General features: G+C 66.6%; 21 protein-coding genes and 2 pseudogenes. 11 read left to right on the top strand and 12 right to left on the bottom strand.

Annotation, left to right across the window (positions count from 1 at the left end):
• Window positions 1-58: 58 nt before the first annotated feature.
• The 4 genes from AC1AYP_RS09145 to AC1AYP_RS09130 form a co-directional block, all read right to left on the bottom strand.
• Complete coding sequence (locus tag AC1AYP_RS09145; protein ID WP_476547613.1) at window positions 59-1,075, bottom strand: helix-turn-helix transcriptional regulator; 1,017 nt, start codon at window positions 1,073-1,075, stop codon at window positions 59-61.
• Between the two features lie 210 nt (window positions 1,076-1,285).
• A complete protein-coding gene (locus AC1AYP_RS09140; RefSeq protein ID WP_476511951.1) occupies window positions 1,286-1,867 on the bottom strand; it encodes a hypothetical protein in 582 nt (193 codons plus the stop codon).
• Between the two features lie 36 nt (window positions 1,868-1,903).
• Window positions 1,904-3,178: an MFS transporter gene (locus tag AC1AYP_RS09135; RefSeq protein ID WP_476511950.1), complete on the bottom strand. Its 1,275-nt coding sequence runs from the start codon at window positions 3,176-3,178 to the stop codon at window positions 1,904-1,906.
• Between the two features lie 143 nt (window positions 3,179-3,321).
• Window positions 3,322-4,482 carry a PfkB family carbohydrate kinase gene (locus AC1AYP_RS09130; RefSeq protein WP_084686220.1) on the bottom strand — a complete coding sequence of 387 codons (1,161 nt, stop codon included), beginning with the start codon at window positions 4,480-4,482 and terminating at the stop codon, window positions 3,322-3,324.
• A 338-nt stretch (window positions 4,483-4,820) separates the two neighbouring features.
• Here AC1AYP_RS09130 and rpmB point away from each other — a divergent pair, with 338 nt between their 5' ends.
• The 4 genes from rpmB to AC1AYP_RS09110 all read left to right on the top strand — a co-directional run bounded on the left by rpmB (window position 4,821) and on the right by AC1AYP_RS09110 (window position 9,079).
• Window positions 4,821-5,015 carry a 50S ribosomal protein L28 gene (rpmB, locus tag AC1AYP_RS09125; RefSeq protein ID WP_034529605.1) on the top strand — a complete coding sequence of 65 codons (195 nt, stop codon included), beginning with the start codon at window positions 4,821-4,823 and terminating at the stop codon, window positions 5,013-5,015.
• 103 nt (window positions 5,016-5,118) lie between these two features.
• The gene (locus tag AC1AYP_RS09120; RefSeq protein WP_476503025.1) at window positions 5,119-7,641 is read left to right on the top strand and encodes an ATP-dependent DNA helicase RecG; all 2,523 of its coding nucleotides are present in this window, start codon (window positions 5,119-5,121) and stop codon (window positions 7,639-7,641) included.
• A 108-nt stretch (window positions 7,642-7,749) separates the two neighbouring features.
• Window positions 7,750-8,334, top strand: coding sequence for a 16S rRNA (guanine(966)-N(2))-methyltransferase RsmD (rsmD, locus tag AC1AYP_RS09115; RefSeq protein ID WP_476503026.1), 585 nt, complete (start codon window positions 7,750-7,752; stop codon window positions 8,332-8,334).
• A gap of 145 nt (window positions 8,335-8,479) precedes the next feature.
• The gene (locus AC1AYP_RS09110) at window positions 8,480-9,079 is read left to right on the top strand and encodes a nitroreductase family protein (RefSeq protein WP_476503027.1); all 600 of its coding nucleotides are present in this window, start codon (window positions 8,480-8,482) and stop codon (window positions 9,077-9,079) included.
• A 45-nt stretch (window positions 9,080-9,124) separates the two neighbouring features.
• On the opposite strand, the gene trmD is transcribed toward AC1AYP_RS09110, so the two are convergent.
• The gene (gene trmD / locus AC1AYP_RS09105) at window positions 9,125-9,943 is read right to left on the bottom strand and encodes a tRNA (guanosine(37)-N1)-methyltransferase TrmD (protein WP_476503028.1); all 819 of its coding nucleotides are present in this window, start codon (window positions 9,941-9,943) and stop codon (window positions 9,125-9,127) included.
• Window positions 9,944-10,228: 285 nt separating this feature from the next.
• Here trmD and AC1AYP_RS09100 point away from each other — a divergent pair, with 285 nt between their 5' ends.
• From AC1AYP_RS09100 to AC1AYP_RS09085, 4 genes are all read left to right on the top strand, one after another.
• Complete coding sequence (locus AC1AYP_RS09100; RefSeq protein WP_476503029.1) at window positions 10,229-11,962, top strand: ABC transporter substrate-binding protein; 1,734 nt, start codon at window positions 10,229-10,231, stop codon at window positions 11,960-11,962.
• Window positions 11,963-12,070: 108 nt separating this feature from the next.
• Window positions 12,071-13,042, top strand: coding sequence for an ABC transporter permease (locus tag AC1AYP_RS09095; RefSeq protein WP_476503030.1), 972 nt, complete (start codon window positions 12,071-12,073; stop codon window positions 13,040-13,042).
• A gap of 16 nt (window positions 13,043-13,058) precedes the next feature.
• Complete coding sequence (locus AC1AYP_RS09090; RefSeq protein WP_476503031.1) at window positions 13,059-13,979, top strand: ABC transporter permease; 921 nt, start codon at window positions 13,059-13,061, stop codon at window positions 13,977-13,979.
• 1 nt (window position 13,980) lies between these two features.
• Window positions 13,981-16,023, top strand: coding sequence for an ABC transporter ATP-binding protein (locus tag AC1AYP_RS09085; RefSeq protein WP_476503032.1), 2,043 nt, complete (start codon window positions 13,981-13,983; stop codon window positions 16,021-16,023).
• Window positions 16,024-16,102: 79 nt separating this feature from the next.
• Here AC1AYP_RS09085 and rimM read toward each other — a convergent pair whose 3' ends face one another.
• The 6 genes from rimM to cysS form a co-directional block, all read right to left on the bottom strand.
• Window positions 16,103-16,702: a ribosome maturation factor RimM gene (gene rimM / locus AC1AYP_RS09080; protein WP_476503074.1), complete on the bottom strand. Its 600-nt coding sequence runs from the start codon at window positions 16,700-16,702 to the stop codon at window positions 16,103-16,105.
• A 70-nt stretch (window positions 16,703-16,772) separates the two neighbouring features.
• Window positions 16,773-17,006: an RNA-binding protein gene (locus tag AC1AYP_RS09075; protein ID WP_034530099.1), complete on the bottom strand. Its 234-nt coding sequence runs from the start codon at window positions 17,004-17,006 to the stop codon at window positions 16,773-16,775.
• A 106-nt stretch (window positions 17,007-17,112) separates the two neighbouring features.
• On the bottom strand, window positions 17,113-17,571 hold the full coding sequence (rpsP, locus tag AC1AYP_RS09070; RefSeq protein WP_476503033.1) for a 30S ribosomal protein S16: 459 nt from the start codon (window positions 17,569-17,571) through the stop codon (window positions 17,113-17,115).
• Window positions 17,572-17,759: 188 nt separating this feature from the next.
• A complete protein-coding gene (locus tag AC1AYP_RS09065; protein ID WP_476547622.1) occupies window positions 17,760-18,821 on the bottom strand; it encodes an endonuclease/exonuclease/phosphatase family protein in 1,062 nt (353 codons plus the stop codon).
• 156 nt (window positions 18,822-18,977) lie between these two features.
• Complete coding sequence (ffh, locus tag AC1AYP_RS09060; RefSeq protein WP_476547612.1) at window positions 18,978-20,618, bottom strand: signal recognition particle protein; 1,641 nt, start codon at window positions 20,616-20,618, stop codon at window positions 18,978-18,980.
• Between the two features lie 148 nt (window positions 20,619-20,766).
• Complete coding sequence (gene cysS / locus AC1AYP_RS09055; RefSeq protein WP_476547611.1) at window positions 20,767-22,416, bottom strand: cysteine--tRNA ligase; 1,650 nt, start codon at window positions 22,414-22,416, stop codon at window positions 20,767-20,769.
• Between the two features lie 89 nt (window positions 22,417-22,505).
• On the opposite strand from cysS, the gene AC1AYP_RS09050 reads away from it, so the two are divergent.
• From AC1AYP_RS09050 to AC1AYP_RS09040, 3 genes and pseudogenes are all read left to right on the top strand, one after another.
• Window positions 22,506-23,270, top strand: coding sequence for a type 1 glutamine amidotransferase (locus tag AC1AYP_RS09050; RefSeq protein WP_476547609.1), 765 nt, complete (start codon window positions 22,506-22,508; stop codon window positions 23,268-23,270).
• Window positions 23,271-23,482: 212 nt separating this feature from the next.
• Window positions 23,483-24,583, top strand: a pseudogene (locus tag AC1AYP_RS09045) (ABC-F family ATP-binding cassette domain-containing protein); the annotation flags it as partial.
• Between the two features lie 129 nt (window positions 24,584-24,712).
• Window positions 24,713-25,744 (top strand): annotated as a pseudogene (locus AC1AYP_RS09040) (ATP-binding cassette domain-containing protein); the annotation flags it as partial.
• Window positions 25,745-25,757: 13 nt separating this feature from the next.
• On the opposite strand, the gene AC1AYP_RS09035 reads toward AC1AYP_RS09040, so the two are convergent.
• Window positions 25,758-26,963 carry an ROK family protein gene (locus tag AC1AYP_RS09035; protein ID WP_476547607.1) on the bottom strand — a complete coding sequence of 402 codons (1,206 nt, stop codon included), beginning with the start codon at window positions 26,961-26,963 and terminating at the stop codon, window positions 25,758-25,760.
• Window positions 26,964-26,968: the final 5 nt, after the last annotated feature.

The raw sequence follows: 26,968 nt of genomic DNA, 5'->3' as shown, positions 1-26,968 counted from the left end.
AAGGGCGTGGAAGAACAGCATCACCATGCGTAGTGTCACGCCCGTGGCTTCCGTTCGTTCACTTGTCGACATGGCCTTTGAACAGATCGACGATGATTCCGGTGATGGCGCACAGCAGGCCGCCGATCACCCACGACATCCAGAACAACGATTCGGGAACGAGGAACAGCAGCGTCAGGCCGACGATCGTGGCGACGAGCATGATGATGCCGCTCAACGCCCCGGACAGCTTCACGGATCGCGGCACGTCACCGGAACGTTGACGCCGATTCCGCTCGATTTCCTTGTTGTAGCCGTCGATGTTCACCATGGTGTACCGCATGCCGCAGTAGACGAATCCGAACACCGCGGCCGCGGACAGCAGCAGCATGACCGCGTTCGGCCACCCCGCGGTGACCTCCCGCACCTCGTCCATGTACACGACGACCGCGATGCCGATCAGGATCGCCGCCACGCCCGCGACCACGCCGCACGCCAGAAGCCGGGATTCCCTGCGGCGGTCATCCTCGGTGTAGAAGTCCTTGACATACGGGTGATTCCGTCTGAACGCGGCATGCGCCATGGCGCCCGGGACCAACAGAACCAGTCCGATGATCACGCCCACGCAGATGCAGACGAACATCAGGAAGTCGTTGAGCGGATTGACGCCGATGATCGAATGTTCCGGGTCAAACAGGTTGGCGACGCCGACCGACGCGATGATCGCCGTCACGCCGGATGCGATCAGCATCGAGAACCGGAGGCGGTGGGCGTCGTATCCGGTGATGTCCTTCGGCAGAGGTGTGGTCGGACCGCCTTCCCGTTGCTCGACCGCGTGAGGATCATCGGCGACGGTCGGGGTGGCATCTGTCGTTCTCGCGGGGGTCGCCGGCCGGTCCACGTCGCCAAGCACCAGATCGTCAAGCGTGCAGCCGAACAGGTCGCAGATCGCCAGCAGCTTGTCCATTTCCGGGTACGCTTTCTTGGATTCCCATTTCGAAATCGCCTGCCGGGAGACGCCGAGCAGCATGGCCAGCTGCTCCTGCGTCATGTTGCGCCTTGCGCGCAGGGTCTGCAGATTGGTGCGGAAAGTCATCGTCATCATCCCCTAGGTCGGTAGTGTCGGCTTGTCGTGTCCTAACGATGATTCCACTGTGGCATGGTGGCGCCGTTTCCGCCACCATCTTGCGGTTGCCATGGCGAAATGCAACCGAGCGGCGTCGTAGTTGCTGCGCAACCGTTGGTTGTATGGGCGTCGATCCGCCGTTTTCTCACGAATCCCAAGTATGGGGGCAGGAACGGCGATTCACCGTTTGCCGCGCAGATTGTAGGGGTCGTAGGTGTCTCCGTCCGCCTGTGCGCGGCGTTCCTTGCGGATCTCCTCGGCAGTCTCGCGGGTGATGCGCCTCAACTCTTCTCGTTGCCGGTCGATCATCGTCTGGTCCTCGCTTCGCCATGGTCGTTCGAGGCCGATGATTTCCATCAGTCGCACCGCGCCGGCAGCGATGCTCGTAGCCGCGACAATCGTCATGTCCGTGTGCCAGAGGGTGGCGATCCACGGCAAGGCGAACGGCAATGCAATCTTGGTGGCGATCAGCGGCCATGGCATCGGCGAATTGATGCGGTTGACGGTCCGGCGCAGTTCATAGTCGCAACGTGAATCAATCAGCGATATTCCGATCCATGTAATCGCCAGCATTGCGGCGAGCGTGCCGCCATCGAACACGATGCGCGCGATGAAGCGCAGCCCCAGCCACGCAATGATCAGACTGATCGGGAACGAGACGATGGCATTCAGCAACAGGTGGCCGACAAATGCGTGGGCGTATCGGGGCCTGTCCGAGCCGGCTGATCGGCTGTCAGTGTCGTCGCCATTACGGCCGTCCATATCGAACCTTTCGCTATGCCGGATCGGAACGAAACGTCAGTTCCTGGTCGGATCCTTCTGGAGGGTGAGGAAGACGAGGGCGACGGCGAGGAGGATCGCGATGGAGAGCACGCCGAGGCTCGCATTGCCGGTGATCGACGTGGTGGTCGCGACGAGGAACGTGCCGAGAATCGATGCGGTCTTGCCGAAGATATCGTAGAGGCCGTAGTACTCGTTGGCGTGCTCCTTGGGAATGATCTTGCCGTAGTAGGAGCGGGAGAGCGCCTGGATGCCGCCCTGGAAGATGCCGACGAGAATCGCCAGCACCCAGAACTCGACGGCCGAACGCAGGAAGAACGCGGCGAAGAACACGATGCCCAGATAGGCGATCACGGCGGCCATGATCATCGGCTTGCATCCGAACCGGCCGGCCAGACGGCCGTAGGCGATGGCGGACGGGAACGCCACGAACTGGGTGACCAGCAGGGCCGCCACCAGCTGCGTCGAATCGATGCCGAGCTGCGTGCCGTAGGAGGTGCTCATCGAAATCACCGTGTTCACGGCGTCGATGTAGAAGAAGAACGCGATCATGAACATCCACAGCGGCTTGTTCCTCACCACCTTGCCGAGCGTGGAGGCGAGTTCGGAGAACGTGCCGCGGATGGCTTCGGCCGTATGCTCGCGGGTCGCGCGATAATGCACCTGCCGGTAGCTGGTCAGCAGCGGGACGGTGAACGCCGCCCACCAGATGGCGGTGATGACGAACGACGCACGCGTGCAGGCCGCCGTGGACCAGCCGAACAGCGCCGGACCGCCGAAAATCAGCACCAGACACAGGATGAACGGCACCGTGGAGCCGATATAACCCCAGCCGTAGCCGTGCGACGAGACCTTGTCCATGCGCTCGTTCGACGTGGTGTCGACGAGCATCGAATCGTAGAAGGTGAGCGAACCGTTAAGTCCGATCGTCGCGAGCACGTACACGATGAGGAACGGCAGCCAGGTCAGCGGCAACGCCATCGCGCAGCACGTGACCACGCCGGTGCCGAAGAACCCGAGGAAGAACTTGACCTTCATGCCCTGCACGTCGGCGATCGAACCGAGCAGCGGCATGAGCAACGCGATCACCAGCGAGGCGATGGTCTGCGCGTAGCCCCACGCGGACACGATGTTGCCGTCCGCCGGCATCAGCGACTTCGCGTAGATCGGCACGACCGCGGTCGACAACAGCACGAACGCGGAGTTGCCCACGTCGTAGACGATCCACTTCTTCTCACGCGGCGTAAGCTTCGCCGCGGCGGACGGCGCCGCGTTCACTGACTGTTCGGACATGATGGAACTCTCCTCGACGACGGAAACTGCAATCCATCGTAGGGGAGTCCCCATGCCGCCCAGCGCGCCCGCCGGTGAACGCAGAGTGAATTATCGCGCGTATCTGTGTGTTGTCGGGTCACGGTCGGACCGCCACCGGACCGCTACCGCGCTGCGACGCCGGCCAGCGTGACCGCCTCCTTGTAGCTCGGGCAGACGGGCACGCCGGCGCGATGGCGCTGGATGGCGAGCGAGGCGGCCGCGTTGGCGATGTTCACCGCATCGGCCAGCGACCATCCCTTCGCAAGCATCGCGCACATGGCGCCCGTGTGGCAGGAGCCGGCGGAGCGCGTGTGCACGCCCTTCGTCGGATAGCCCTCCACATGCTGCACTTCGCCGCCGGGTTCGCGCACCCATGCGCCGCGCGATCCGGCGCGCACGACCAGCGGCGCGCGCAGCGTGTTGCCGAGCGCGTCGCACAACGCGTTCATCGCCTGGTCGAATCCGCCGCCGACGGTCAACGCCCCCGCCTCGCCGAGGTCGACGCCGAGACGTTCCGCCAGCGTGTTCGCCTCCTGCCGGTTGCAGGACCATGTGGGCCGGGCGAGCACGAGATCCTCGAGCAGGTGGTCGTTGACGAGCTTGAGCGTGTTCGTCGGATTGATGACGAGCCGGTAGGGGCGCGACTTCGGGTCGTCGCCGGCCCGGTGCATGAACTCGTCGATGCCGGCCGCCGTATGGTCGAGCAGCGTGTTGCCGCTGACATGCACCACGTCGCCCGCCTCCGGTTCGACCGCGTCGAACGTGCGCGCGTCGCCCTGCGCCTCCACGCCGTAGCGTGCGACGAACGTCTTGCGCCCGTCGTCGTCGTGGAAGACGAGACGGAATCCGGAGTCCGCGTCGAGCCGACACGGCCCCACGTGCGTGATGCCGTCGTGCTCGTACGCCTCGCGGATCATCGCCGCCCACACGCCGTTGCCGATGATGCCGGCGTGTTCGGCGGGCACGCCCATGCTGCTCACCGCGTCCAGCACGCGGTAGCTGCCGCCGACCACCGGGCGTGCGGCGTTGGAGACCGCGAAACCGCCCGGCTCGGGCAGTTCGTCCACATCCATCATGATGTCGACCCACACTTGGCCGAGTGAGATCACCGACGGGGTGTGGCCGCCGCTTGTGGAGTCCGACGACTTCGCGGCGGCCGCGGCCTTGTCAGCGGCGTCCGACTCCGCCACGGCCCGGTCGATGCGTCGTTCCTCCTGCCGCTGTTCGATGAATTCGCCCAGTCGTGTTCCCTTCGTTTCCCCGTTGATGTGCTTCGACAACATGGCGTCCTCCTTGAGCGGTCGATTGCACGCGTCCGACGCGATGCACTGCCACCATTCTATGGCCGTGGGCCCGGTGTATGGTGGATTTTAGGCCGTTCGGGGTGTGGCGCAACGGTCATCGGAGACGATTCTGCTGCGTATTCGCAGCGTATTCGCCGCGCCGCCGCCGCGTGCCGACCGTGCGCCGACCGTGCGCGGAACCGCATAGGATACCACGCGTGTTGCGTTTGTCGGGCCGCTGGGATATATTCGTGAAGTTGTGTGTTCGGCTAAGCGTGTTCGCATGCCCGGTCGAATCGCGAAAAAGACTTGATAGTCAAGGTTAAAGGGAGTCCATCATGGCAGCTCGTTGTGACGTGTGCGGCAAGGGTCCGCAGGTCGGATACACCGTGTCTCACTCGCATATCCGCAACAAGCGCACCTTCCGTCCGAACCTCCAGTCGGTCCGTACCACCGTCGAGGGCGAGAACGTTCGCCTGCGCGTGTGCGTCAAGTGCATCAAGGCCGGCAAGGTCCAGCGCGCGGTTGCGTGAGTGCGCGGATAGCGTCAACGTATCGAAGCCTCCATCGGTTCGCCGATGGGGGCTTTCGTTTTAGCCGCCGCGCGCGTCGTCGCGTGTGGGAGAATGGGACGTTATGAGCATCACCTGGGACACTCCGATCGCCGCGCTATTGGCGAACAAACGCCGCGCGTCCACGCTCAAGTCGTTCGGCATCGTCACCATCGGCGACGCGCTCACCTACTATCCGTTCCGCGTCGCCGACCCGGTGCCGGCGCGCGCGCTCGGCGAGGCGCGCGTCGGCGAGGCGATGGCGTTCGCCGGCACGGTGCGCTCGGCGCGCACGTTCCACGGTTCGCGCAACATGCGTCTCGTCGTCAACGTCGACGACGACGGATTCGCCGCCTCCCGCGGCTTACTGCCGTCGGGCGCGCAGTTCGTCTTCTTCTCCGGCAGGAAGGGGTATCTCGACTGGATGGCGCGCCGTCTCGCCCCCGGCACCGTCGTGGTCGCCTCCGGCGTCCCCGGCGAGTATATGGGTCAATTGCAGTTCAACCATCCGCAGGTAATCACCGTCGCGCCGGAATCGTCGTCGCCGATTGCCGGGCGGACGATGACGCCGGACGCGAACGACCCGTGGCGTGCGTTCGCGCCGTCGCCCGCCGCGCCCGCCGCGACGGCCATGCCGCGCGCGAACGGCTATGACGCACCGACCGTCGCCGAGGCGCTGGCGCGCGTTACCCGGCCGCGCCCCATCTACCATGCGTCCGCGCGACTGTCCAGCGAACGCATCCACGAGACGATCCTGAGTCTCATGTGGGCGCTCGGCGGGCGCGACATGCCCGCGCCCGGCACCGACGACATCACCCTGCAATCCCACGACGACGAGGAGCGCTTCGCCGGCACGCTCGCCGACGCCATCCCCGACGTGCTGCCCGAGACCATCCGCGCGGAACGGGGGCTCATGCACCGCGCCGAGGCGTTCCGCGCGATCCACGAGCCGAAGACCGTCGCCGACTTCCACAAGGGCATCGCCACCCTGCGCTACGAGGAGGCGTTCGTCTGCCAGGCCGCATTGCTTGAGGCGAGGCGCAGCGCGCACAAGTCCGCGGCGCATCCGTGCCCGTTGCCGGACGCGGACGCCGACGCCCCGTCCCTGCGCGACCGGTTCATCGCCTCCCTGCCGTTCATGCTCACGAACGGCCAGCGCGAGGTCATCGACGACATCGCCGCCGACATGACGCGCGACACCCCGATGCAACGCCTGCTGCAGGGCGAGGTCGGCTCCGGCAAGACCGTGGTCGCGCTCGCCGCCATGCTCCAGGCCGTCGGCGCCGGCTATCAGGCCGTGCTCGTCGCGCCCACGCAGGTGCTCGCCGAACAGCACGTCGCGACCATCACGCGCATGATCGCCGCGATGGACGACGCTGCCGGCGACGGTACGGACGCCGGCGACGCCGGTCCGTCCGTGCCGGTGACGCTGCTCACCGGCGGCATGAAGCTCGCGGCGCGGCGCAAGGCGCTCGCCGCCGCCGCGAGCGGCACGCCGGGCATCATCGTCGCCACACACGCCGCCTTCTCGAAGACGTTCCAGGCGCCGAGACTCGCGCTCGTCGTCATCGACGAGCAGCACCGGTTCGGCGTCGAACAGCGCGAATCGCTGAACGCGAAATCGACGGACGGCACCGCGCCGCACCTGCTCGTCATGACCGCCACGCCGATCCCGCGCACCGCCGCGATGACCTGGTTCGGCGACCTTGACATCTCGTGGCTCACCGAACTGCCCGGCGGGCGCAAGCCGATCCGCACGATCGTCGTCAACGAGGCGGACGGGCGCACGATGGCGCGTATGTTCGCGCATATCCGCGCGCGTATCGATGCGGGGGAGCGCGCCTACATCGTGTGCGCGCGCATCGACGCGGACTCGGACGACGACGGCGGGGCGCGGCGCGGCGGGCGCGGCTCGCGCGGCGAGGCGGCGGTGCCGGACGGCATCGACGACGCGTATGAGACGCTCGACGAGAACGGCGAGGCGGTCGCGAGGCCGCCGCTGCACTCGGTGGCGGAGATCACGGCGCGGCTCAAAGCGCTGCCGCAGTTCGCCGGCATCCGGTTCGCGACGCTCACCGGACGCGACAAGGACGATGTGAAGGCCGAGGTCATGGCCGGCTTTGCCTCGGGGGAGACGCCGATCCTCGTCTCCACCACCGTGATCGAGGTCGGCGTGGACGTGAAGCAGGCCAGCTGCATCGTGATCTTCGACGCGGACCGCTACGGCCTGTCCCAGCTGCACCAGCTGCGCGGGCGCGTCGGCCGCGGCGGCACGGACAGTTGGGCGTTCCTCGTCTCGCGCGCCGAAGCGGGCACGACGGCCGAGGCGCGGCTCGAGGTCATCCATGATTCGCTGGACGGCGCCGAGATCGCGCAGGCCGATTTGGAGTTCCGCGGCGCCGGCGATGTGCTCGGCGACGCGCAGTCCGGCGCGAAATCGAGCCTCAAACTGCTGCGCGTCGTCAAGGACGCGGACCTCATCACCGATGCGCGTGCGCGCGCCGAACGATTGCTCGCCGACGATCCCGCGCTCGACGGGCACGCGCAGCTCGCCGGCGCGGTGCTCGACTTCACGCGCGGCAACGAGACCTTCCTCACCTCCAACTGACGCCCGTTTTTCGGCTCCCCTTGTCAGGGGAGCTGGACCGCGTAGCGGGACTGAGGGGTAGTCCGTGCCGGCAATGGACGACGTGGCGTACCGCTAAAGTCGATGACCATGCGAGTGATCTCAGGACGATTCAAGGGCGTGGCGTTGGCCACGCCGAAGACCGGCACCAGGCCGACCACCGACCGCACCAAGGAGGCGATCTTCTCGCGTCTCGACGCGTGGGGCGTGCTCGACGAGGCGCGCGTGCTCGACCTGTTCGCCGGCACGGGGGCGCTCGGCATCGAGGCGCTGTCGCGCGGGGCCCGCGAGCTGGTGGCCGTGGAGGCGTCGAAGCCGGCGGCCGCACTCGTCGTGAAGACCGTCGCGCAGCTGAAGCGCAACCGGTCATGGTCGTCGGACCTCTCGGCACGCGTGATCATGCGCAAGGCGGAGGCGTACGCGGCCTCCGGCGCGGGCGCGGCCGGCGTGTTCGACGTGATCTTCATCGACCCGCCGTACGCGTTCGAGACGGAGGCGTGCGACCGGCTGCTCGCCAATCTCGCGACGAACGGATTCGCGGGGAAGGGGACAGTGATCATGCTGGAGCGTTCCGTGCGGTCCGAGCGGCCGACGCCGCCGGATGGCTGGGAGATCGCGGACGACCGCGACTACGGTGAGACGGCGGTGTACTACATCGAGCGGATCGCGGACTGAGAGCCGATCGGGGGCCTCGGGTTCCGGTGCGCCACGCCGGAGATACCTCGAATCGGGATATGCATGTATAGTCATATCTCGAAACGAGATATTGTGTGTGCGGCATGCGCATGTGCGGCCGCATCACGAACGAAAAGGGGAAACCATGTCCTTCGTCACCGCCCTTGAAACCCGCCGCTCCCAGTACGCGCTGACCGACGCCTCGCCGGTCAGCGACCAGGAGATCGCCGACCTCGTCAAGAAGGTCGTCGTCGACGTGCCGAGCGCCTTCAACTCCCAGCCGCAGCGCGCCGTCGTCCTGTTCGGCGACGCCAGCAAGAAGCTGTGGGACATCGTCAAGGAGACCCTGCGTAAGGTCGTGAACGACGAGGAGGCCTTCAAGTCCACCGAGGCGAAGATCGACTCCTTCGCCGCCGGCCACGGCACCGTGCTCTTCTACGATGATGAGGACGTCACCAAGCAGCTGCAGGAGAACATCCCGGCCTACGCCGCCAACTTCCCGGGCTTCGCCCGCGACGCCGCCGGCATGCTCCAGCTCGCCGTGTGGACCGCCCTCGCCGAGAAGGGCCTGGGCGCCTCCCTGCAGCACTACAACCCGCTGATCGACGAGGCCGTCGCCGCCGAGTTCGGCCTGCCGAAGAGCTGGAAGCTCCAGGCCCAGATGCCGTTCGGCGTCGTCGCCCAGCCCGCCGGCCCGGTCGAGAAGCAGCCGGCCGACGCCCGCGTCAAGGTCTTCGGCCTGTAAATTCAGGTGGTTGTGGCCCCCTCGTCAGAGGGGGCCAAATCATATCTACCGCAGTTTGCGGGGGTGGGCGGCGGAGACCTCCCAGCCCAGGGCCATCAGGGTCTTGCGGTCGGCCTTGTCCAAGGACTTGCAGTCCAGCCGTTCGATGAGATCGGGGCGGATCTCATCGGTGCGCGTCAGCGCCTCGTCGCGGCGGTAGCGGTCCACCTTGCCGTGATCGCCGGAGAGCAGCACGTCCGGCACCTTCAATCCGCGCCATTCCGCCGGCTTCGTATACTGGCGGTGTTCGAGCAGCGCGTTCGCGCCCGTGTATGACTCCTCGACGATGGAATCGGCGTTGCCCATGAATCCCGGAACCAGACGCGTGATCGCCTCCACCATCACCGAGGTCGCGACCTCGCCGCCGTTGAGCACATAATCGCCGATCGAATACTCGCGCACATCCACGCCGCGCGAACGGTAGTACTCGGGGATGCGCGCGTCATAGCCCTCGTAGCGGCCGCAGCCGAACAGCAGATGATCCGCGTGCGAGAGCTCGGTCGCGTCCTTCTGCGTGAACAGCGGCGCGGACGGGTTCGGGAAGATGAGCACCGGGCGGACCCCGTCGTGAATGGTATCGGCGTCCTCCTGCGGGTCCAGGCCCAGCAGCTCGTCGAGGCATTCGGCCCAGACGGCCGGCTTCATCACCATGCCGGCGCCGCCGCCCACCGGGGTGTCGTCCACCGAATGATGCACGTCATGCGTCCAGTCGCGCAGGTTGTGCGCCGTGATGCTCAGCAGGCCCTTCTCCTGCGCCTTGCCCATCAGGCTCAATCCCATCACGTCGAAATACTCGGGGAACACGCTCACGATATCGATCTTCATAAGCATCCACCCTATCGCAAGGGGTGCGGCCGGCGGCTTTCAGGTGAATATCTCGAATCGTGGTGCGGAACGTGAGATTACGGGGGCTTGCAGCGTGATATCACGAAAAATGATGGCGTCTCCAATCCGTGGACGGTCTGGGACTGATAACGCGCCATCAGATGATTTGATGACAAACGTTCCCGGGGCTCGAAACGAGGTATTACTCTTGCGCGGTGATGACGCGAGGGGGACGGGTCGTCGATTCCATACCTCTCGTGCGAATCGAATGAGAGGAAAACGCATATGACCAAGAAAACGACTTTCGCCACGCGCGCCGTCTCGGCGCTCGCGGCCGGCGTGGCCGCCCTGCTGCTCGTCGGATGCGGCGCGAGCAACGCGACCACCACCACGTCCACGCCCACGACGGTGGACGGCAAGCTCAACAAGATCGTCGCCACCGGCGACGCCTCGAAGAGCCCCGCCAAGGCCAACGCCCGCAAGGACACGTTCGTCGCCACCATCAGCTCGCCCAGCGGCGTGTTCCTGCCCTACTTCCAGGACAACGGCTGGGACGGCAACGCCACGCAGCCGATCTTCAACTCGCTGGTCCTGACCGACACCGCCGGCAACCCGATCCCCGACCTGGCCGAATCCTGGGAGGTCTCCGACAACGGCCTCGACTACACGTACCACTTGCGCAAGAACCTCAAGTTCTCCGACGGCAGCCCGCTGACCACCAAGGACGTGGCGTTCACGCTCACCCTGCTCAACGACCCGGCCTACTCCGGCAGCGCCGACTTCACCGACATCGGCATCAAGGGCGCCGACGAATACAAGAACGGCAGCGCCGACTCGATCTCCGGCATCAAGGTCGTGGACGATCAGACCATCACCATCGAGACCACCAAGGTCAACCCGCTGGCGCTGACCACGCTCGGCGGCCAGGTGCTCTCCAAGGCCTACTACGGCAAGGACTACAAGAAGGGCAAGCTCGACTACCTCAAGGACCTGTACTCCAAGCCGATGGGCGACGGCCCCTACCAGCTCGACAAGTACGTCGACGGCCAGGAGATCCGCTACAACGCGAATCCGTACTACTACGGCGGCAAGCCGAAGATCGCCCACCTGATCTTCAAGGTCACCTCCAAGGACACCGCGCTCGCCAACTTCCAGAACGGCGAGACCGACTTCGACGGCTTCTCCCCGGACCCGGACAACGTCGACCAGCTCAAGTCCTTCGGCTTCGCCTCCGTGCGCGAATCCACCGTGCCCGACATCGGCGAGATCTGGATCAACAACAAGAACGCGATCCTCAAGGACAAGAAGGTGCGCCAGGCCCTCGTCTACGGCCTCGACCGCCAGCAGATCATCGACGTGACCTACAAGGGCTTCGGCCAGGTCGCCAACGTTTACGCCGCGCCCACTCAGTGGTCCTACACTGACAAGGGCGTGAACCCGTACAAGTTCAATGCCGACAAGGCCAAGAAGCTCCTCGACGAGGCCGGCTGGAAGGAAGGCTCCGACGGCATCCGCGTCAAGGACGGCAAGAAGCTCACCATCCACTACCTGACCAGCAAGGACGACGACCAGGTCGTCCCGATTGCCACCGAGAACTACAAGGCCATCGGCGTCGACTTCCAGCCCGAGGTGCTGGACGGCGATACGATCATCCAGCGCTGGACGCAGGGCGGCGACTGGGATCTGGTCGGCGGCTTCCGCACCAATGGCCTCGTCGATCCGGATGACGCGATCAAGGAGTTCTACAGCACCAACCCGAGCGTCAACCTGACCGGCTACGACAACCCCGAGGTCACCAAGCTGGCCAAGGAGGGCATCTCCACCCAGGACAAGGCCAAGCGCAAGGAGATCTACGCGAAGATCTACAAGCTCCTCAACGCCGACGTGCCGACCATCCCGCTGGCCTACCGCCAGTCCGTGAGCGCCTGGAACGCCCGCATCAAGGGCGCCGACAAGTACTCCACCGGCAACAGCGACGTCTCCCAGGTGCTCGCCAAGCTCGAGATCGCCGACAAGTGACGCGACCGACGCTCCGGTGACGCTCCGACGCCATCGAACGGTCCCGTGACGCCCCTCGCCGGGCGTCACGGGACCAACCTATGACCCCCGAGACACAAAAGCTTCCCCATGGTTCGATACACACTCAAACGCTTCGGCCAGATGATCGTGATGATGTTCCTCCTCTCGATCCTGGTCTTCTTCCTCTTCGCCCTGATGCCGGGCGACTTCTTCTCCGGCAACCGCAAGCTCACGCCGGCGCGACTCGCCGAGCTGCGCGCCCTGTACGGACTCGACAAGCCGCCGCTGCAGCGCTACTTCATCTGGCTCGGCAACGTGCTCCACGGCGACTTCGGCTGGTCTCTCAAATACAACGAGAAGGTCACCGACCTGCTCAAGACGTACATGTTCAACTCGTTCATCGTCGCGCTCGCCGCGATGGTCGTCGCCTGGACCGTGGCCGTGATCATCAGCGTGTATTCCGCCGCCCACCAGTACTCGACCATCGACAAGATCGTCACGATCGTCGTGTTCGCCTCGATGTCGTTCCCCTCGTTCTTCGTGGGGCTTCTCGCGATCAAGTTCTTCGCCGTGGATCTGCACTGGCTGCCCGTCGGCGGCATGATCGATACCGGCAGCACCAGCACGGGGCTAGCCCATGCGCTCGAGGTCGGACGCCACATGATCCTGCCGGTGCTGCTGCTCGCCTTCTTCTCCGCCGGGTCGCTCACCCGGTACTTCCGTTCCGGGATGCTCACCGCGCTGCGCGCCGACTTCGTCAAATGCGCCCGCGCCCGCGGCATCAAGGAGCATGCGGTCGTGTACCGGCATGCGCTGCGCAACGCGATGCTGCCCGCCATCACGCTGCTCGGCTTCGAGCTGCCGGGACTGTTCTCCGGCGCGATCATCACCGAGCAGATCTTCGCATGGCCCGGCATCGGCCCGATCCAGCTCGAAGCGTTGAACGCCCGCGACTACGAGGTGCTGATGACCTGCACGCTGCTGCTGTCGTTCCTGACGATCCTCGGCAACTTCCTCGCGGACATCGCCTATTCGCTCGCCGACCCGCGCGTCAGGCTCGCGCAGAAGGCGCAGGCGTGAGATGGGGGTGACGACGATGAAGACGACGAAACCGAAGACGGCGAAATCGAAGAAAACCGACCGCACGCTCCCGCTGTGGCGCCGCTACGCGCGCGACCTCGTGCGCATCCGTGCCGCGCAGATCGCGATCGGCATCCTGATCTTCATGCTGGTGTTCAGCTATCTGGGCCCGCTGTTCAGCCCGTACGGTCAGAACCAGCTCGACGTGCGCGTCGCCGAACAGGCGCCGACGCTCGCGCACTGGCTCGGCACCGACGACTACGGCCGCGACGTGCTCACCCGACTCATGTACGCCGGTCGCGTCTCGATGCTCATCGGCATCCTCTCGACCGTCATGTCGATCGTGCTGGGCGCGCTGATCGGCGTGGTCTCCGGCTACTTCGGCGGACTGGTCGACGCGGTCGTCATGCGCGTAGCCGACCTGCTCATGTCCATCCCGAGCCTGCCGCTGCTCATCATCATGGCGGCGTTCCTCTCCGCGTTCAAGGTGCCGGCCGATTCGCGCATCTACGTGGTGATGGTCATGCTGAGCCTCATCGGATGGCCCGGCATCGCCCGCATGCTACGTGGCGAGGTGCTGTCGCTGCGCGAGGAGCTCTACATGAAGGCCACCGAGGCGCTGGGACTGAGCACCCGGTCCCGCCTGTTCCACCATCTGATGCCGAACGTCTACCCGCTGCTCATCGTGCAGACCACGCTGAGCGTCGCCGGCGGCATCCTGATGGAGTCGACGCTGAGCTTCCTCGGCCTCGGCGTGATGCCGCCGAACGCCTCGTGGGGCAACATGATGGCCGTCGCCTCGAACCTCATGGACTTCCAGAAACGCTGGTGGCTGTGGATTCCGCCGGGATTCGCGGTCTTCATCACCGTGGTCAGCATCAACGTGCTCGGCGACCGCATCCGCGACGTCGTCGACCCCCGCTCGAAGGAGGCGTGAATTGTCGGGCGACAACATCATCGGCCGGAACGACCGGAACGACCGGAACCAGCGCGGCGACGGCCCGCTGCTGCGCATCGAGGACCTGCACGTGTCCTTCCCGCAGGAGGACGGCGGCGTGCGCACGGCCGTCGACGGCGTCACGTTCGACGTGCCGCGCGGCGAGGTGACGTGCATCGTCGGCGAATCCGGCTCCGGCAAATCCGTGACCGCGATGTCGGCGATCAACCTGATCGACCGGCCGGGCCGCATCGACTCCGGCAGCATCGTCTTCGACGGACGGGACGTGCTCGCGATGAACGCCAAATCACTGCAGCGACTGCGCGGCGAAGACATCTCGATGATCTTCCAGGAGCCGATGCACTCGCTCAACCCGGTGTTCACGATCGGCGACCAGATGGTCGAGACGATCCTGACGCACATGGACGTCACCAAGAAGGAGGCGCGGAGCAAGTCCATCGCATGGCTGGAACGCGTCGGCCTGCCGAACCCGGAACGCATCATGCGGCTGTACCCGTACGAGCTGTCCGGCGGCATGGTGCAGCGCGCGATGATCGCCATCGCATTGAGCTGCGAGCCGAAGCTGCTCATCGCCGACGAGCCGACCACCGCGCTGGACGTGACCATCCAGGCGCAGATCATCGACCTGCTGCTCTCGCTCAAACAGGAGATGGGCCTGACGATCCTGTTCATCACGCATGATTTCGGCGTGGTCGCGGAAGTCGCCGACAAGGTCGTCGTCATGTACGAGGGCCACATCATGGAGCAGGGCGACGTCTACGCGATCTTCGACCATCCGACGCACCCGTACACCAAGGCGCTGCTCGCCACCAGGCCCGTGATCGGCGACCGTCGCCGCCGTCTCGCGACCGTACGCGACATCGCGCCGGAATTCGCCGACCTGTCCGACGGAACGTTCTTCAGCAAACGGTACGGTTTCGACGGCGCGACGGCGGACGGCGGCGCCGCGGACGGGACGGACGCAGGCCACGCCGGTCCCGCCGCGGCCGCGACGGACGCCGGCAACGCGACGGACGCGACGGACACGCTCGGCGGTCTCGACGACGTCGACCTGTCGCGCCGCGACCTCGGCGACCCGACCGCGCCGCTCGTCGAGGTGAGCCATCTCAAAAAGTACTTCCCGATCAAAACCGGATTGTTCAACCGGACGACCGATGTGGTGCGCGGCGTCAACGACGTGAGCCTCACGGTGAACGCCGGCGAGACCGTGGGCCTCGTCGGGGAATCCGGTTCGGGCAAGACCACGCTCGGACAGACGATCCTGCGCCTGCAATCCAAGACCGATGGCGAGGTGCGGTTCCGCGGGCGCGACGTCTTCGCGCTGCCGCCCAAGGAGCTGCGCACGCTGCGCCCGCAGATGCAGTACATCTTCCAGGACCCGTACAGCTCGCTCAACCCGAGGCTGCCGATCGTCGACGCGATCGGCGAGCCGATGGTCGAGCACGGGCTCGCCACGAAGGACGACGTGCGCGACAAGGTCGTGCGGATGCTCGGGATTTGCGGCATGAACGCCGACGCGCTCGACCGCTACCCGCACGAGTTCTCGGGAGGCCAGCGGCAGCGCATCGGCATCGCCCGCGCGATGGCGCTGCGCCCCGATTTCGTCGTTGCCGATGAGCCGGTCGCCTCGCTCGACGTGTCGATCCAGGCGCAGATCATCAACCTGTTCAGCGATCTGAAGGAGATCCGCCGGACGGCGTTCCTGTTCATCTCGCACGACCTGAGCGTCGTCGAGCACCTGTGCGACCGGATCGTCATCATGTATCTGGGCGTCGTGGTGGAAAGCGGCAGCCGCGAGGAACTGTTCAATAACCCGCTGCACCCGTACACCAGGGAGCTGCTCGACGCGATTCCCGTGCCTGACCCGCGTCGCCGCCACGCCGCGACCGGACTGCGCGGCGGGCGCGGCGGGCGCGACGGCGATCCGGCGACGCACCGCCCCTATGCGCAGGCAATCCGCGAGGGACATGTGCCGGCGCTGCACCGGGTCGGCGACGCCGATCACTGGGTCGCGGAAGTGTGAATGCGAGCGAGGCTGCGACCGCGTCCGGTCACAGCCTCGCTTTTCGTCTGGGTGGTTCGGGTGGTTCGAGCTCGCCCGGTCAGATCCCCGGAATCAGGCCGCCGGGCGGGTCGAGCGTGAGGTAGCCCTCCTCCACGTCGATATCCGGCACGAGCTCGTCGACGAACGGCACGAGCGCGGTCTTCTCCATGACCGGCGTGCCGTCCTTCGCCGTGCCGACCTGCACCGGTTCGGCGAGCCTGATCCTGAGCAGCGACTGGGCGGGGGAGTCGATCACGTCGACCACCTTGCCGACCACGTGGCTCTCCTCCACGCCGAGGCCGTTGCCTTCGGCCATGCGGGCCTCGAGTCCGATGAGGTCCTTCGGGTACCATTCGTCCGCTTCGAGCATCTCGTCCGGATCGTCGGCCTCGCCGTACAGTTCGGTGCCGTTGAGCGCCTCGGAGGCGTCGCGGTTGTCGCAGCCCTCCAGCTTGATGATCCAGCGCTTCTTGAACGTGCGCGAGGATTCGACCACGTATTCGGTCGCGCCGTCCTTCGAATAGAGCACGGAACCGGGCTCGAAGCGCCATTCCGGTTCGTCGGTGAACACCTGGACGGTGACCTCGCCCTTCATGCCCTGCGCCCGTCCGATACGACAGACCCTCAGCAGTTCGAGCTGCTGAGGGTCGTCATGCATATTCTGATCTGCCATGCCAAGCAGTGTACCCCATCGAGTACCTAGTCGTCCGTCGGCCTCGCCAGTCGGTTCAGTGGCGCACGTCCATGATGTCGACGCGCACCTTGTGGTCGGACAGCGCCTGGATCACGGTGCGAATCGCGTTGGCGGTGCGACCGGAACGGCCGATGACGCGGCCGATGTCCTCCGGGTTCACGCGCACGCGAAGCAGTTCGCCGCGCGCGTTCTCATGGGACTTGACGGACACGTCGTCCGGGAAATCGACGATGTTCTTGATGAGATGTTCCACTGCCTGTGCGAGCATTCCAATCAGCCTTTCTATGCAGCATTGCCTTCGACCACGGGTCGCTGATTACTCAGCCTACCGCGTCGAAGGCAATGTCGTCGTCAAGTACGCCTTGCGGCGTGGCTCACTCGGCCTCGGCCGGAGCCTCGGCTTCCTCAGCCGGGGCCTCTTCGGCGGCGGCAGCGGCCTCAGCCTCGGCCTTGGCCTTCGCCTCGGCTTCGGACTTGGCGGCCTTGAGCTTCTGGGCCTCGGCCTCGACGGCCTCGACGCGGGCGGCGGCGTCCGGGCCGGCCTCAACGGTCTTCAGGGTGCCCTCGGCACCGTCGAGACCCTTGAACTTCTGCCAGTCGCCGGTGATGTTCAGCAGCTTGTAGACCTGCTCGGTCGGCTGGGCGCCGACGCCGAGCCAGTACTGGGCGCGCTCGGAGTTGATCTTGATCGTGGAAGGCTGGGTGTTCGGATCGTAGGTACCGATCTCCTCGATGGCGCGGCCATCGCGCTTGGTACGGGAATCCATGATGACCACGCGGTAGAACGCGTAGAACTTCTTACCCATGCGCTTCAGACGAATCTTGGTTGCCAAAGTGGCTCTCCTTAAAAATATCAGGGGTGTGTGTTCGGTTCGCATTGTGGGGCGCAGCTCGCCGAGCCCACGTGTTCCTCGCGGCACGGGGTGTAGAGGGCGCCACGCACTCGCGAATAACCGGTTCATTATAGCGCCGTGCCCCGGACTCGCGACACGCCTATGCGCGTGCTTCGGTACGTGCGTCTCTACGCGCGCACCGTGAGGCGGGCGGTCAGCGCGAGATGGTCGGTTTCGGGGATCTCGAACGATGCGACGGCGTCGAAGTCCGCCCCGCGCGTGGCGAGGATGTGGTCGAGTTCGATGCGTGGCCACTTGAGCCAGCGGGGGAACGTGAGGTTCGGCCCCTTCGCCTGGGTGAGGCTCGCGTCGTGGAATCCGGTCTTCAGCAGCGCGCGGAAGCTCGGATGCTCGGTGGAGGAGTTGAGGTCGCCGAGCACGACGGCGATGGCGTGGTCCTCCTGTTTCGCGGCCTTGGCGAGCCCGCCGAGACCGATGATGCCCGCCGACCATTCGCGCGGCCCCCTCATCGGCGACTTCGGGTGCGCGGACGCGAACGTCACGTCGCGTCCGCCCGCCATCGGCAGGGTGATCGACGGCACGTCGGCCGCCGGGATGGCGATCGCGTCGGATGTGGCGTCGTCCGGTTCGACGCGGGAGAGGATCACGTTGAACCCGCCGTTGTCGGTCTCCTTCGACTCGCCGGACTGGCGGTAGGGGAGCAGATCGGCGATGCCGGCCGCGTCGAGACGCGCGAGCAGGTCGTCGGTCGCCTCCTGCAGCGCGAGCACGTCGACGCCGCGCATGCGCGCCTCGCGCGCGATCGCGGCGGCGTCGGCGCGTCCGTAGCGGCAGTTGAGCGTCATCAGCGTGAGCGACGACGGCGGTTCGGCGGGTGACGTTTCACGCGATGTTCCACGATCGTCGGAATCCGTTTCACGCGACGTTTCACGGGATGCGTCACGCGCCATGGCCTCGGTGCGGCGCTCCCGCCGCGGATGCGGGTCCGTGCCCCAATACGCGATGCGGCGGGTCGAAGCGGACAGGGCGACGCCCAGCAGACAGCACATCGGACCCCACGCGTGGATGATTCCGGCGACCACGGCGCAGGCGATGAGCGGCACCCACAGGAACGGGATCAGGGCGATCATGTACGGGAACGGCATGCGCGCCTCCATGCCCGCGGGCAGCTCGCTGAGCAGCACCCACAGCATGCCGACGATCATCACGCCCCAAAGCAACCAGACCAGCATGAACAGACACCTTTCTTGAGGACAATTAAATAGGCCCCCTCGTCGAGGGGGCTGGCAGCCGTAGACTGACTGGGGGAGAGACCGACCAAGGATGGACTACCCCTCAGTCGCCTTCGGCGACAGCTCCCCTGACAAGGGGAGCCGAGACGTGGTCTACCGCAGCAGACCGGCGAGGCCGCCGCCGAGGTTCGGCGGGAGTTCGCCGCCGTTCGCGTCCAACGCCTGCTGGAGGCCGGCGGGCAGGGCCGGGTTCTGCGGCTTGGCGAACGCGGAGCCGCCCGACTTCTTGCCGGACAGACGGTCGCGCAACGCTTTCTCCTCGGCCTCGCGCTTCATCGGATTGCCGGAACGGCCCTTCTTGTTCTTGTTCTTGCCCTTGGCCTTCTTGTTCTTCTTGCCGCCGCCCATCGAACCGCCGAAGCCGGGCACGCCGCCGCCCAGACCGGCCTTGTTCGACATGCGCTTCATCATCTTCGCGGCCTGCTCGAACCGCTGGAGCAGCGCGTTGACGGCGGAGACCGTGTTGCCGGAACCATAGGCGATGCGGGCGCGGCGGGAGCCGTTGATGATCTTCGGGTTGCGACGCTCCTCGGGCGTCATCGAACGGATGATCGCCTCCGTGCGGTCGATCTCGCGCTCGTCGAACTGCTCGAGCTCCTTGCGGTGGGCCGCCATGCCCGGGATCATGCCGAGCAGCGACTTCATCGAACCGAGCTTGCGGACCTGCTGCAGCTGCTCGAGGAAGTCGTCGAGACCGAACTCGCCCTCGGCCATCTTCGCCGCGGCCTCGCGGGCCTGCTTCTCGTCGAACTGCTTCTGCGCCTGCTCGATCAGGGTGAGGATGTCGCCCATGTCGAGGATGCGGGAGGCCATGCGGTCCGGGTGGAAGACCTCGAAGTCCTTCAGTCCCTCGCCGTTCGAGGCGAACAGGATCGGCTTGCCGGTCACGGACGCGACCGACAGGGCGGCGCCGCCGCGCGCGTCGCCGTCGAGCTTGGACAGGACCACGCCGGTGAAGTCCACGCCCTCGTCGAACGCCTTCGCGGTGCGCACCGCGTCCTGGCCAATCATCGCGTCGATGACGAACAGGATCTCGTTCGGGTTCACGGCGTCGCGGATGTCGCGTGCCTGCTTCATCAGCTCCTCGTCGACGCCGAGACGACCGGCGGTATCGATGATGACCGTGTCGTACAGCTTCTGCTTGGCGAAGGCGATCGAATCGCGCGCCACCTTCACCGGGTCGCCGGTGGTCTGGCCCGGCGCGGACACCGCGTCGCCGCCGTCCGACTGCACGCCCTTCTCCGGGGCGTACACCGGCACGCCGGCGCGCTCGCCCACCACCTGGAGCTGGGTGACCGCGTTCGGACGCTGCAGGTCGGCCGCGACCAGCAGCGGGGTGTGGCCCGCATCCTTGAGCCAGTAGCCGAGCTTGCCGGCGAGCGTCGTCTTGCCGGCGCCCTGCAGGCCGGCGAGCATGATGATCGTCGGCGGGTTCTTCGCGAAGTTCAGCGGACGGTCCACGCCGGTGCCGAGGATCGCGGTCAGCTCCTCGTTGACGATCTTCACGACCTGCTGCGCCGGGTTCAGCGCGTCGGACACCTCGGTGCCGAGCGCGCGTTCGCGCACACGCGCGGTGAACGGGCGCACCACTTCGAGCGCCACGTCGGCGTCGAGCAGCGCGCGGCGGATCTCGCGGATCGTGCCGTCGATGTCCGTTTCGGAAAGCTTGCCCTTGCTCTTCAGATGCTTGAACGCATTCGAGAGCTTGTCAGTCAAAGAACTAAATGCTGCCATAATGGGCAACAGTCTAGCCGTGGCGGGGGAAAACGAAGGGGCACCTTCCTTGCCTCCCTCTGACGAGGGAGGTGGCCGGGCGAAGCGAGGTCGGAGGGAGAGACCGGTCGACCCCGTCCACAGTCTCTCCCTCAGTCGCGGCATCCGCCTACTTGAGGCTCCAGGTGGAGCCCTGCGGGCCGTCCTCGATGGCGATGCCGGCTCCGGCCAGCGCATCGCGGATCGCGTCCGCCTTCGCGAAGTCCTTCGTCTTGCGGGCCTCGGCGCGTGCGGCCAGCTGCTCGCCGATCAGCTTCTCCAACGCCACATGCTCCGGCGACTCGTCGGCGCCGTCGCCAGCGCCGCCCGCGGCTCCGGCGGACACCCACGGCTCGGCCAGCGGATCGAGGCCCAGGGTATCGAGCATCGCGCGCACGGCGACGAGCGAGGCGCGCACCTCGGCGCGGGCCTCGTCCGAGTCGGCGTGGTCGGCGAGCTTGGAGAGCAGCGTGTTGCCGGATCGGATCGCCGTGAAGATCGCGGCGGTCGCGCCGGAGACGTTCACGTCGTCGTTCATCGCGGCCGTGAAGTCGGCGGGCAGATCGTCGGCGGAGACGGCCTCGATCTCGTCGCGCGCGGGCTGGCCGCCCAGCGCGACGCCGGCGCGTTCGATGAAGTTCGCGATGCGGTCGTACGCGGCCTGCGCCTCGACGAGCGCCTGATCGGACCACTCCAGCATCGAACGGTACTGGACGGAACCCAGCGCGTAGCGCACCACCCACGCGGAATGTTCGGCGAGCACGCTCGGCACGGACAGGCCGGTGCCGAGGGACTTCGACATCTTCTCGCCCTTCGCGGTGACCCACGCGGAGTGCATCCAGCGGGCGGCCGAATCGTAGCCGGCGGCGCGCGTCTGCGCCATCTCGTTCTCATGGTGGGGGAAACGCAGGTCGAGGCCGCCGCCGTGGATGTCGAAGCCGTCCTTCAGGTAGCGGTGGCTCATCGCCGAGCATTCGATATGCCAGCCCGGGCGGCCCACGCCGAACGGGGTGCTCCAGCGGGCGTCCTGAGGATCGGTGTCCTTCGGGGCCTTCCACAGGGCGAAATCACGCGGGTCGTGCTTGTCGGGGGAGGCGTCGGCCGGATCGACCGGATTGTACTTGTCGTCGCCGGCGGCGTCAACGGACGGGCCCATGCGGTCGGCCACGGCCGCCGCCTCGTCCACCTCGGCGGTCTGCTTCTGGTGCGTCAGCTCGCCGTAATGCGGCCACGACGCCACGTCGAAGTACACGTTGCCGGTCGGCTCGCCGTCCGCGTCGGTCACCACGTAGCCGTGGCCGTTCGCGATGATGCGTTCGATCAGGTCGATCATGTCGGACATGTGGCCGGTCGCGCGCGGCTCGACCGTCGGCGGCAGCACGCCGAGCGTCTCGTAGGCGTGCGTGAACTCGCGCTCGTAGTAGTAGGCGCGCGCCCACCACTGCTGGCCCGCGGCGGCGGCCTTGTCGAGGATCTTGTCGTCGATGTCCGTGACGTTCCTCACGAACGTGACCTTGTAGCCGAGCTTGAGGAACCACCGACGCACGATGTCGAACGCGACGGCGGCGCGGATGTGGCCGATGTGGGGCGACGACTGCACCGTCGCGCCGCACACGTAGATGCCCACCTCGCCGGGCTTGATCGGCGTGAACACGCTCGTCGTATGCGAGGCGGTGTCGTAGAGCTTGAGGCCCGCGGCGGCCTTGGCGACCTTCACCGGAGTGAACGCGCTCGGCATCACGGAAGTGCTGAAATCATGCGGTTCTTGGCTGTTTCCCATAAGTCAACAGAGTATGTGCGGACGGCGACGGGCGCAACCGGACGGCCGACGCGCCCGTCGTTTACGTGGGTCGTGCCACAATAGGAGACATGACGCCACAAGTGCTTGTTCTGCAACATGTCCCATGGGAGAAGCCCGGCCGCATCGCCACCGCCTTCGACGAGATCGGCCTCGGCTATCAGATCCTCAACGTGGTGGACAAGAAGAAACCCGATTTTCCCTCGTTCGACGAGGTCGCCGGCCTGGTCATCATGGGCGGCCCGATGGGGGCCACCGACTACGACAAGTATCCCGGCCTGAAGGCGGAGGCGAAGCTGGCGCGCGCCGCCATCGCCGTGAACAAGCCGGTGCTCGGCGTATGCCTCGGCCACCAGATCATCGCCACCGCGCTCGGTGCGAAACTGCACCGCGGCGAGCAGCCGGAGATCGGGTTCGCGCCGATCAAGCGCGTCGACAAGCACGACTACTTCTCCATGTGGGACAAGCAGATCAACGTGCTGCACTGGCACAACGACGTGGTCGGGCTCCCCGAGGGCGCACAGCTGCTCGCCCGCTCGCCCCTCACCAAGGTGCAGGCGTTCCGCGCCGGATCGGCCCTCGGCCTCCAGTTCCATCTCGAGGTGAGCTCCGCCCTGATGGAGGAGTGGCTCGACGAGCCGAGCATGGTCAAGGACCTGAAGGCCGCCGGCGGCTCCAAGTCGAAGCTGCGCGAGGACTTCGCGCAATACAACCCGCTGCTGCACCCGCTCGCCGACCAGGTGTTCACCGGGTTCGCCGCCCGCTGCAACAGCTACGCGCGCCGTCTCGTCCGCGAGGCGAGCGCGAACGCCCCCAAGGACCCGGTCATCTGCTGATTTCCCCCGCCTTTCCATCCCATGGTGCGGTAAACCCCTCATGGTGCGGTGAGCGGGAATGGCGTCATTCCGCCATTATGGAGAAAGTGTGTTGCCGCACCATGAGGGAAAGGCCGCACCATGGGAGAAAGAGCGCACCATGGGGTGCGGGAGGGGTGCCGTGGGGCGTGAGGGGCGGCGGATGCCCGGTGGTGGCGCTAAGTTAGTGGCTTATGCCGACTTACGATATTGGACTGGAACACGTTTCGCTCGCCTTCGCCACCAAGACCATCTTCACCGACGTGACGCAGGGCGTGTTCGAAGGGGACCGCATCGGCATCGTCGGCCGCAACGGCGACGGCAAATCCACGCTGCTCCACCTGTTCCGCGGCACGCAGGAGCCCGATTCCGGACGCGTGACGAAGCGCGGCGGACTCACCTTCGGCATGCTCGACCAGCGCGATCCGCTCGACGACGACGCCACGATCCGCGAGGCCGCGCTGGAGGGACGCGCCGACTACGAGTGGGCGTCCGACAACACATCCCGCGAGATCGTCGAGGCGCTGCTCGGCGGCATGAGCCTCGACGCGAAGGTCGGCTCCCTGTCCGGCGGCCAGCGCCGCCGCGCCGACCTCGCGCGACTGCTCTTGAAGGACTGGGACATCCTCGCGCTCGACGAGCCCACCAACCATCTCGACGTGGTCACCATCCACTGGCTCGCCGAACACCTGAAGAACCGCTGGTCGAAGGGCGCCGGCGCGCTGCTGCTCGTCACCCACGACCGCTGGTTCCTCGACGAGGTGTGCGAGTCGATGTGGGAGGTGCACGACGGGGTCATCGAGCCGTTCGAGGGCGGCTACTCCGCGTACATGCTCCAGCGCGTCGAACGCGACCGTCAGGCCGACGTGCGCGAGACGAAGCGTCGCAACCTCGCGCGCAAGGAGCTCGCCTGGCTGTCGCGCGGCGCGCGAGCCCGCTCCACCAAGCAGAAGTTCCACGTCAAGGCCGCGCGCGAGCTCATCGCCGACGTGCCGCCGATGCGCAACACGCTCGAGCTCAAGCAGATGGCGACGTCGCGCCTCGGCAAGCAGGTCGTCGACCTCGTCGACGTGACGCAGATCTTCGAGAAGACCGACGTCGAAGTCGATCCGGACGCGGCCGCGCTCGCCGAATCCGCCTCCCGTGTGGACGTGGTGGAACCGATGTACGCGGAACCGCAGTTGCACGGCTCGGTCGAGGTGGCCGTGACCGATATGACGGACCCGCGTCTGGTCGACGCCGGCGTGCCCGAGGCGGTCGCCGCCGCCGAGGAGGCGCGCGCGAAGGCCGAGGCGGAGGGCGGCGCCGCGACGTCGGACGACGATCGCGCTGTGCGCCGCAGGAACACCGGCGGCGAGTCCATCGGCGTGGACGCCTCCGCGGCGGGCGCGGACGGCGGCGCGGCCGACGGTTCCGGCGACGGCACGTCCGCCGCGCGCAAGGTGACCGTCTCCGGCCGTGAGATCCTCGACGACGTGACCTGGCTCATCGGCCCCGGCGACCGTTTCGGCATCGTCGGCGCGAACGGCGCCGGCAAGTCCACGCTGCTCAAGCTCATCGACGGCACGCTCACGCCGACCGTGGGCCGCGTGAACATCGGCAAGACCGTGCGTTTCGCCGTGCTCTCGCAGCGTCTCGACGAACTGGAGAAGCTCGGCAAGTACAAGATCAAGGAAGTGCTGTCGCGCTACAAGCCGAGCTACATCGTCGACGGCAAGGAGGTCACGCCCGGCCAGCTCATGGAGCGTCTCGGCTTCGAGTCGGCGCAGCTGATGACCCCGATCCGTGACCTGTCCGGCGGTCAGAAGCGCCGTATGCAGCTGCTGTTCATCCTGCTCGACGAGCCGAACGTGCTCATCATGGACGAGCCCGGCAACGATCTCGACACCGACATGCTCGCCGTGATGGAGGACCTGCTCGACACGTGGCCGGGCACGCTCATCGTCGTCTCCCACGACCGCTACCTGCTCGAACGCGTCACCGACCAGCAGTTCGCGCTGATCGGCGGCAAGGTGCGCCATCTGCCCGGCGGCGTGCAGGACTACCTCGACATGGTCGAGAGCCTGAAGAACGGCAAGGGGCTGCCCGAGGACACGCCAGGTTTCGCCGGCACCGGCGGCAAGAGCGGCCGGAAGAGCACCTCTTCCGCCCCCTTGCAGGGGGAGGTGTCGCCACGCGACGGAGGGGGTAGCGCCGTCGAGGGAGCCGGGGATACGACCGCCCCGAAGCTCACCGGCAAGGCGTTCCACGAGGCTTCGAAGCGCGTGGCCGCCATCGAACGCAAGCTCGCCAAGCTGGAGGAGAGCAAGTCCGAGCTCGAGGCGCAGATGGCCGCGCACGATCCGAGCGATTACGAGGGGCTCAACAAGCTCAACGAGCAATTGCAGGCCGTCACCGACGAATCCGACGCGCTTGAAACCGAATGGATGGAACTCTCCGAACAGCTCGAACAGTAGTCGGGGCGGGCGGTCAGTCTCGGGCGAGCCTCCGCAGAAACTCCGCGGACGTCAATCCCTGGTCAATGGCCGCGTAGGCCAATCCGACGATGCCCGCCCGCGCCTCGTCGTCGCAGGATTCGATGCGCAACGGCGCGGCGGCAAGCGGCTGCGCGCGGGCCCATACGCGCTCGCGTACGCCGCTCATCAGCAGTTCGCCGCAATGGGACAGCTCCCCACCGACCACGATGCACGACGGATTGAGCATGTTGACGCAGGCGGAGACCACATCGCCGATCAGACGGCCCGCCTGACGGACCAGCCGCACCGTCTCGACATCGCCATGCGCGGCGAGATCGACCACGTCCGCCAGCGTGCGCGCCGGTTCGCCGGCATCCTGCAGCGCCTCCAATACGGCCCAGCCGCCCGCGGAGGCCTCCACGCAGCCGAGATTGCCGCAACGGCACGGGCTTTCCGCGCCGGTCGTGCCGAACACGTGGATGTGGCCGATATCGCCTGCGCCGCCGAACGCGCCGTGCATGATCTCGCCGTTCGAGACGATGCCCGCACCCAATCCCATACCCGCGTGGATGTACAGCAGGTCGGCGACCATGCGCTCGCCGTCGGCGGCCATCCGGTGCGCCTTGCACAGGGCGCGCACGTTGGCGTCGTTCTCGACGAACGCCGGCACGTGGTAGCGCGCGGAGAAGTGGTCGCGCAGATTATGGTTCTCCCAGTGGCGCATCACCGGCGCCTGGATGATGTTGCCGGTGGCGGTCTCGACGCGCGTGGTCACGGCGATGGAGACCGCGCACAGACGATACGGGCTGGTGGCGCCGTCATCGCCGGTGCCGGCCAGCAGCGCGTCCGCCGCCGTCTCGATCAGATCGAGCGCGTGCTCCGGTTCGTCCTCGGCGCCGGTCCCGATGGTCCGGACCGCGGTCGGCACGCCGGCGAGATCGCACAGGGCGATCGTGGTGACCGTGGTGGCGATGTCGATGGCGAGGATGACCGCGCATGACGGATCGAACGTGAATCCCTGTGCCGGGCGTCCGCCGGTCCGGCTGGGCATGGAGAGCGGTCGGACGATGCCGATCGATTCCAATTCCTCGATGCGTCTATTCACGGTCGGACGCGCCCAGCCGGTCGCCGCGCCGATCTCGCTGCGCGTCATCGGGCCGCGCGTGCGCAGTTGGGTGAGGAGTTCGACGGCGCCGTCACCGAGTTCGGGTTGTTCCACGGGCT

This window comes from Bifidobacterium sp. LH_424 (genome assembly GCF_056356895.1).
This window is presented reverse-complemented; position numbering and strand designations above follow the sequence as displayed.

Excerpts from the sequence above, each read along its gene's own strand:
- AC1AYP_RS09130 (WP_084686220.1), bottom strand. The coding sequence starts at position 4,482 with ATGTTGTCGAAGCACATCAACGGGGAAACGAAGGGAACACGACTGGGC.
- AC1AYP_RS09095 (WP_476503030.1), top strand. The coding sequence starts at position 12,071 with ATGGTTCGATACACACTCAAACGCTTCGGCCAGATGATCGTGATGATG.
- AC1AYP_RS09050 (WP_476547609.1), top strand. The coding sequence starts at position 22,506 with ATGACGCCACAAGTGCTTGTTCTGCAACATGTCCCATGGGAGAAGCCC.
- AC1AYP_RS09110 (WP_476503027.1), top strand. The coding sequence starts at position 8,480 with ATGTCCTTCGTCACCGCCCTTGAAACCCGCCGCTCCCAGTACGCGCTG.
- rsmD (WP_476503026.1), top strand. The coding sequence starts at position 7,750 with ATGCGAGTGATCTCAGGACGATTCAAGGGCGTGGCGTTGGCCACGCCG.
- rimM (WP_476503074.1), bottom strand. The coding sequence starts at position 16,702 with ATGCATGACGACCCTCAGCAGCTCGAACTGCTGAGGGTCTGTCGTATC.
- rpmB (WP_034529605.1), top strand. The coding sequence starts at position 4,821 with ATGGCAGCTCGTTGTGACGTGTGCGGCAAGGGTCCGCAGGTCGGATAC.
- AC1AYP_RS09090 (WP_476503031.1), top strand. The coding sequence starts at position 13,059 with ATGAAGACGACGAAACCGAAGACGGCGAAATCGAAGAAAACCGACCGC.
- AC1AYP_RS09140 (WP_476511951.1), bottom strand. The coding sequence starts at position 1,867 with ATGGACGGCCGTAATGGCGACGACACTGACAGCCGATCAGCCGGCTCG.
- AC1AYP_RS09120 (WP_476503025.1), top strand. The coding sequence starts at position 5,119 with ATGAGCATCACCTGGGACACTCCGATCGCCGCGCTATTGGCGAACAAA.
- AC1AYP_RS09100 (WP_476503029.1), top strand. The coding sequence starts at position 10,229 with ATGACCAAGAAAACGACTTTCGCCACGCGCGCCGTCTCGGCGCTCGCG.
- AC1AYP_RS09135 (WP_476511950.1), bottom strand. The coding sequence starts at position 3,178 with ATGTCCGAACAGTCAGTGAACGCGGCGCCGTCCGCCGCGGCGAAGCTT.
- ffh (WP_476547612.1), bottom strand. The coding sequence starts at position 20,618 with ATGGCAGCATTTAGTTCTTTGACTGACAAGCTCTCGAATGCGTTCAAG.
- AC1AYP_RS09075 (WP_034530099.1), bottom strand. The coding sequence starts at position 17,006 with ATGCTCGCACAGGCAGTGGAACATCTCATCAAGAACATCGTCGATTTC.
- cysS (WP_476547611.1), bottom strand. The coding sequence starts at position 22,416 with ATGGGAAACAGCCAAGAACCGCATGATTTCAGCACTTCCGTGATGCCG.
- AC1AYP_RS09145 (WP_476547613.1), bottom strand. The coding sequence starts at position 1,075 with ATGACTTTCCGCACCAATCTGCAGACCCTGCGCGCAAGGCGCAACATG.
- trmD (WP_476503028.1), bottom strand. The coding sequence starts at position 9,943 with ATGAAGATCGATATCGTGAGCGTGTTCCCCGAGTATTTCGACGTGATG.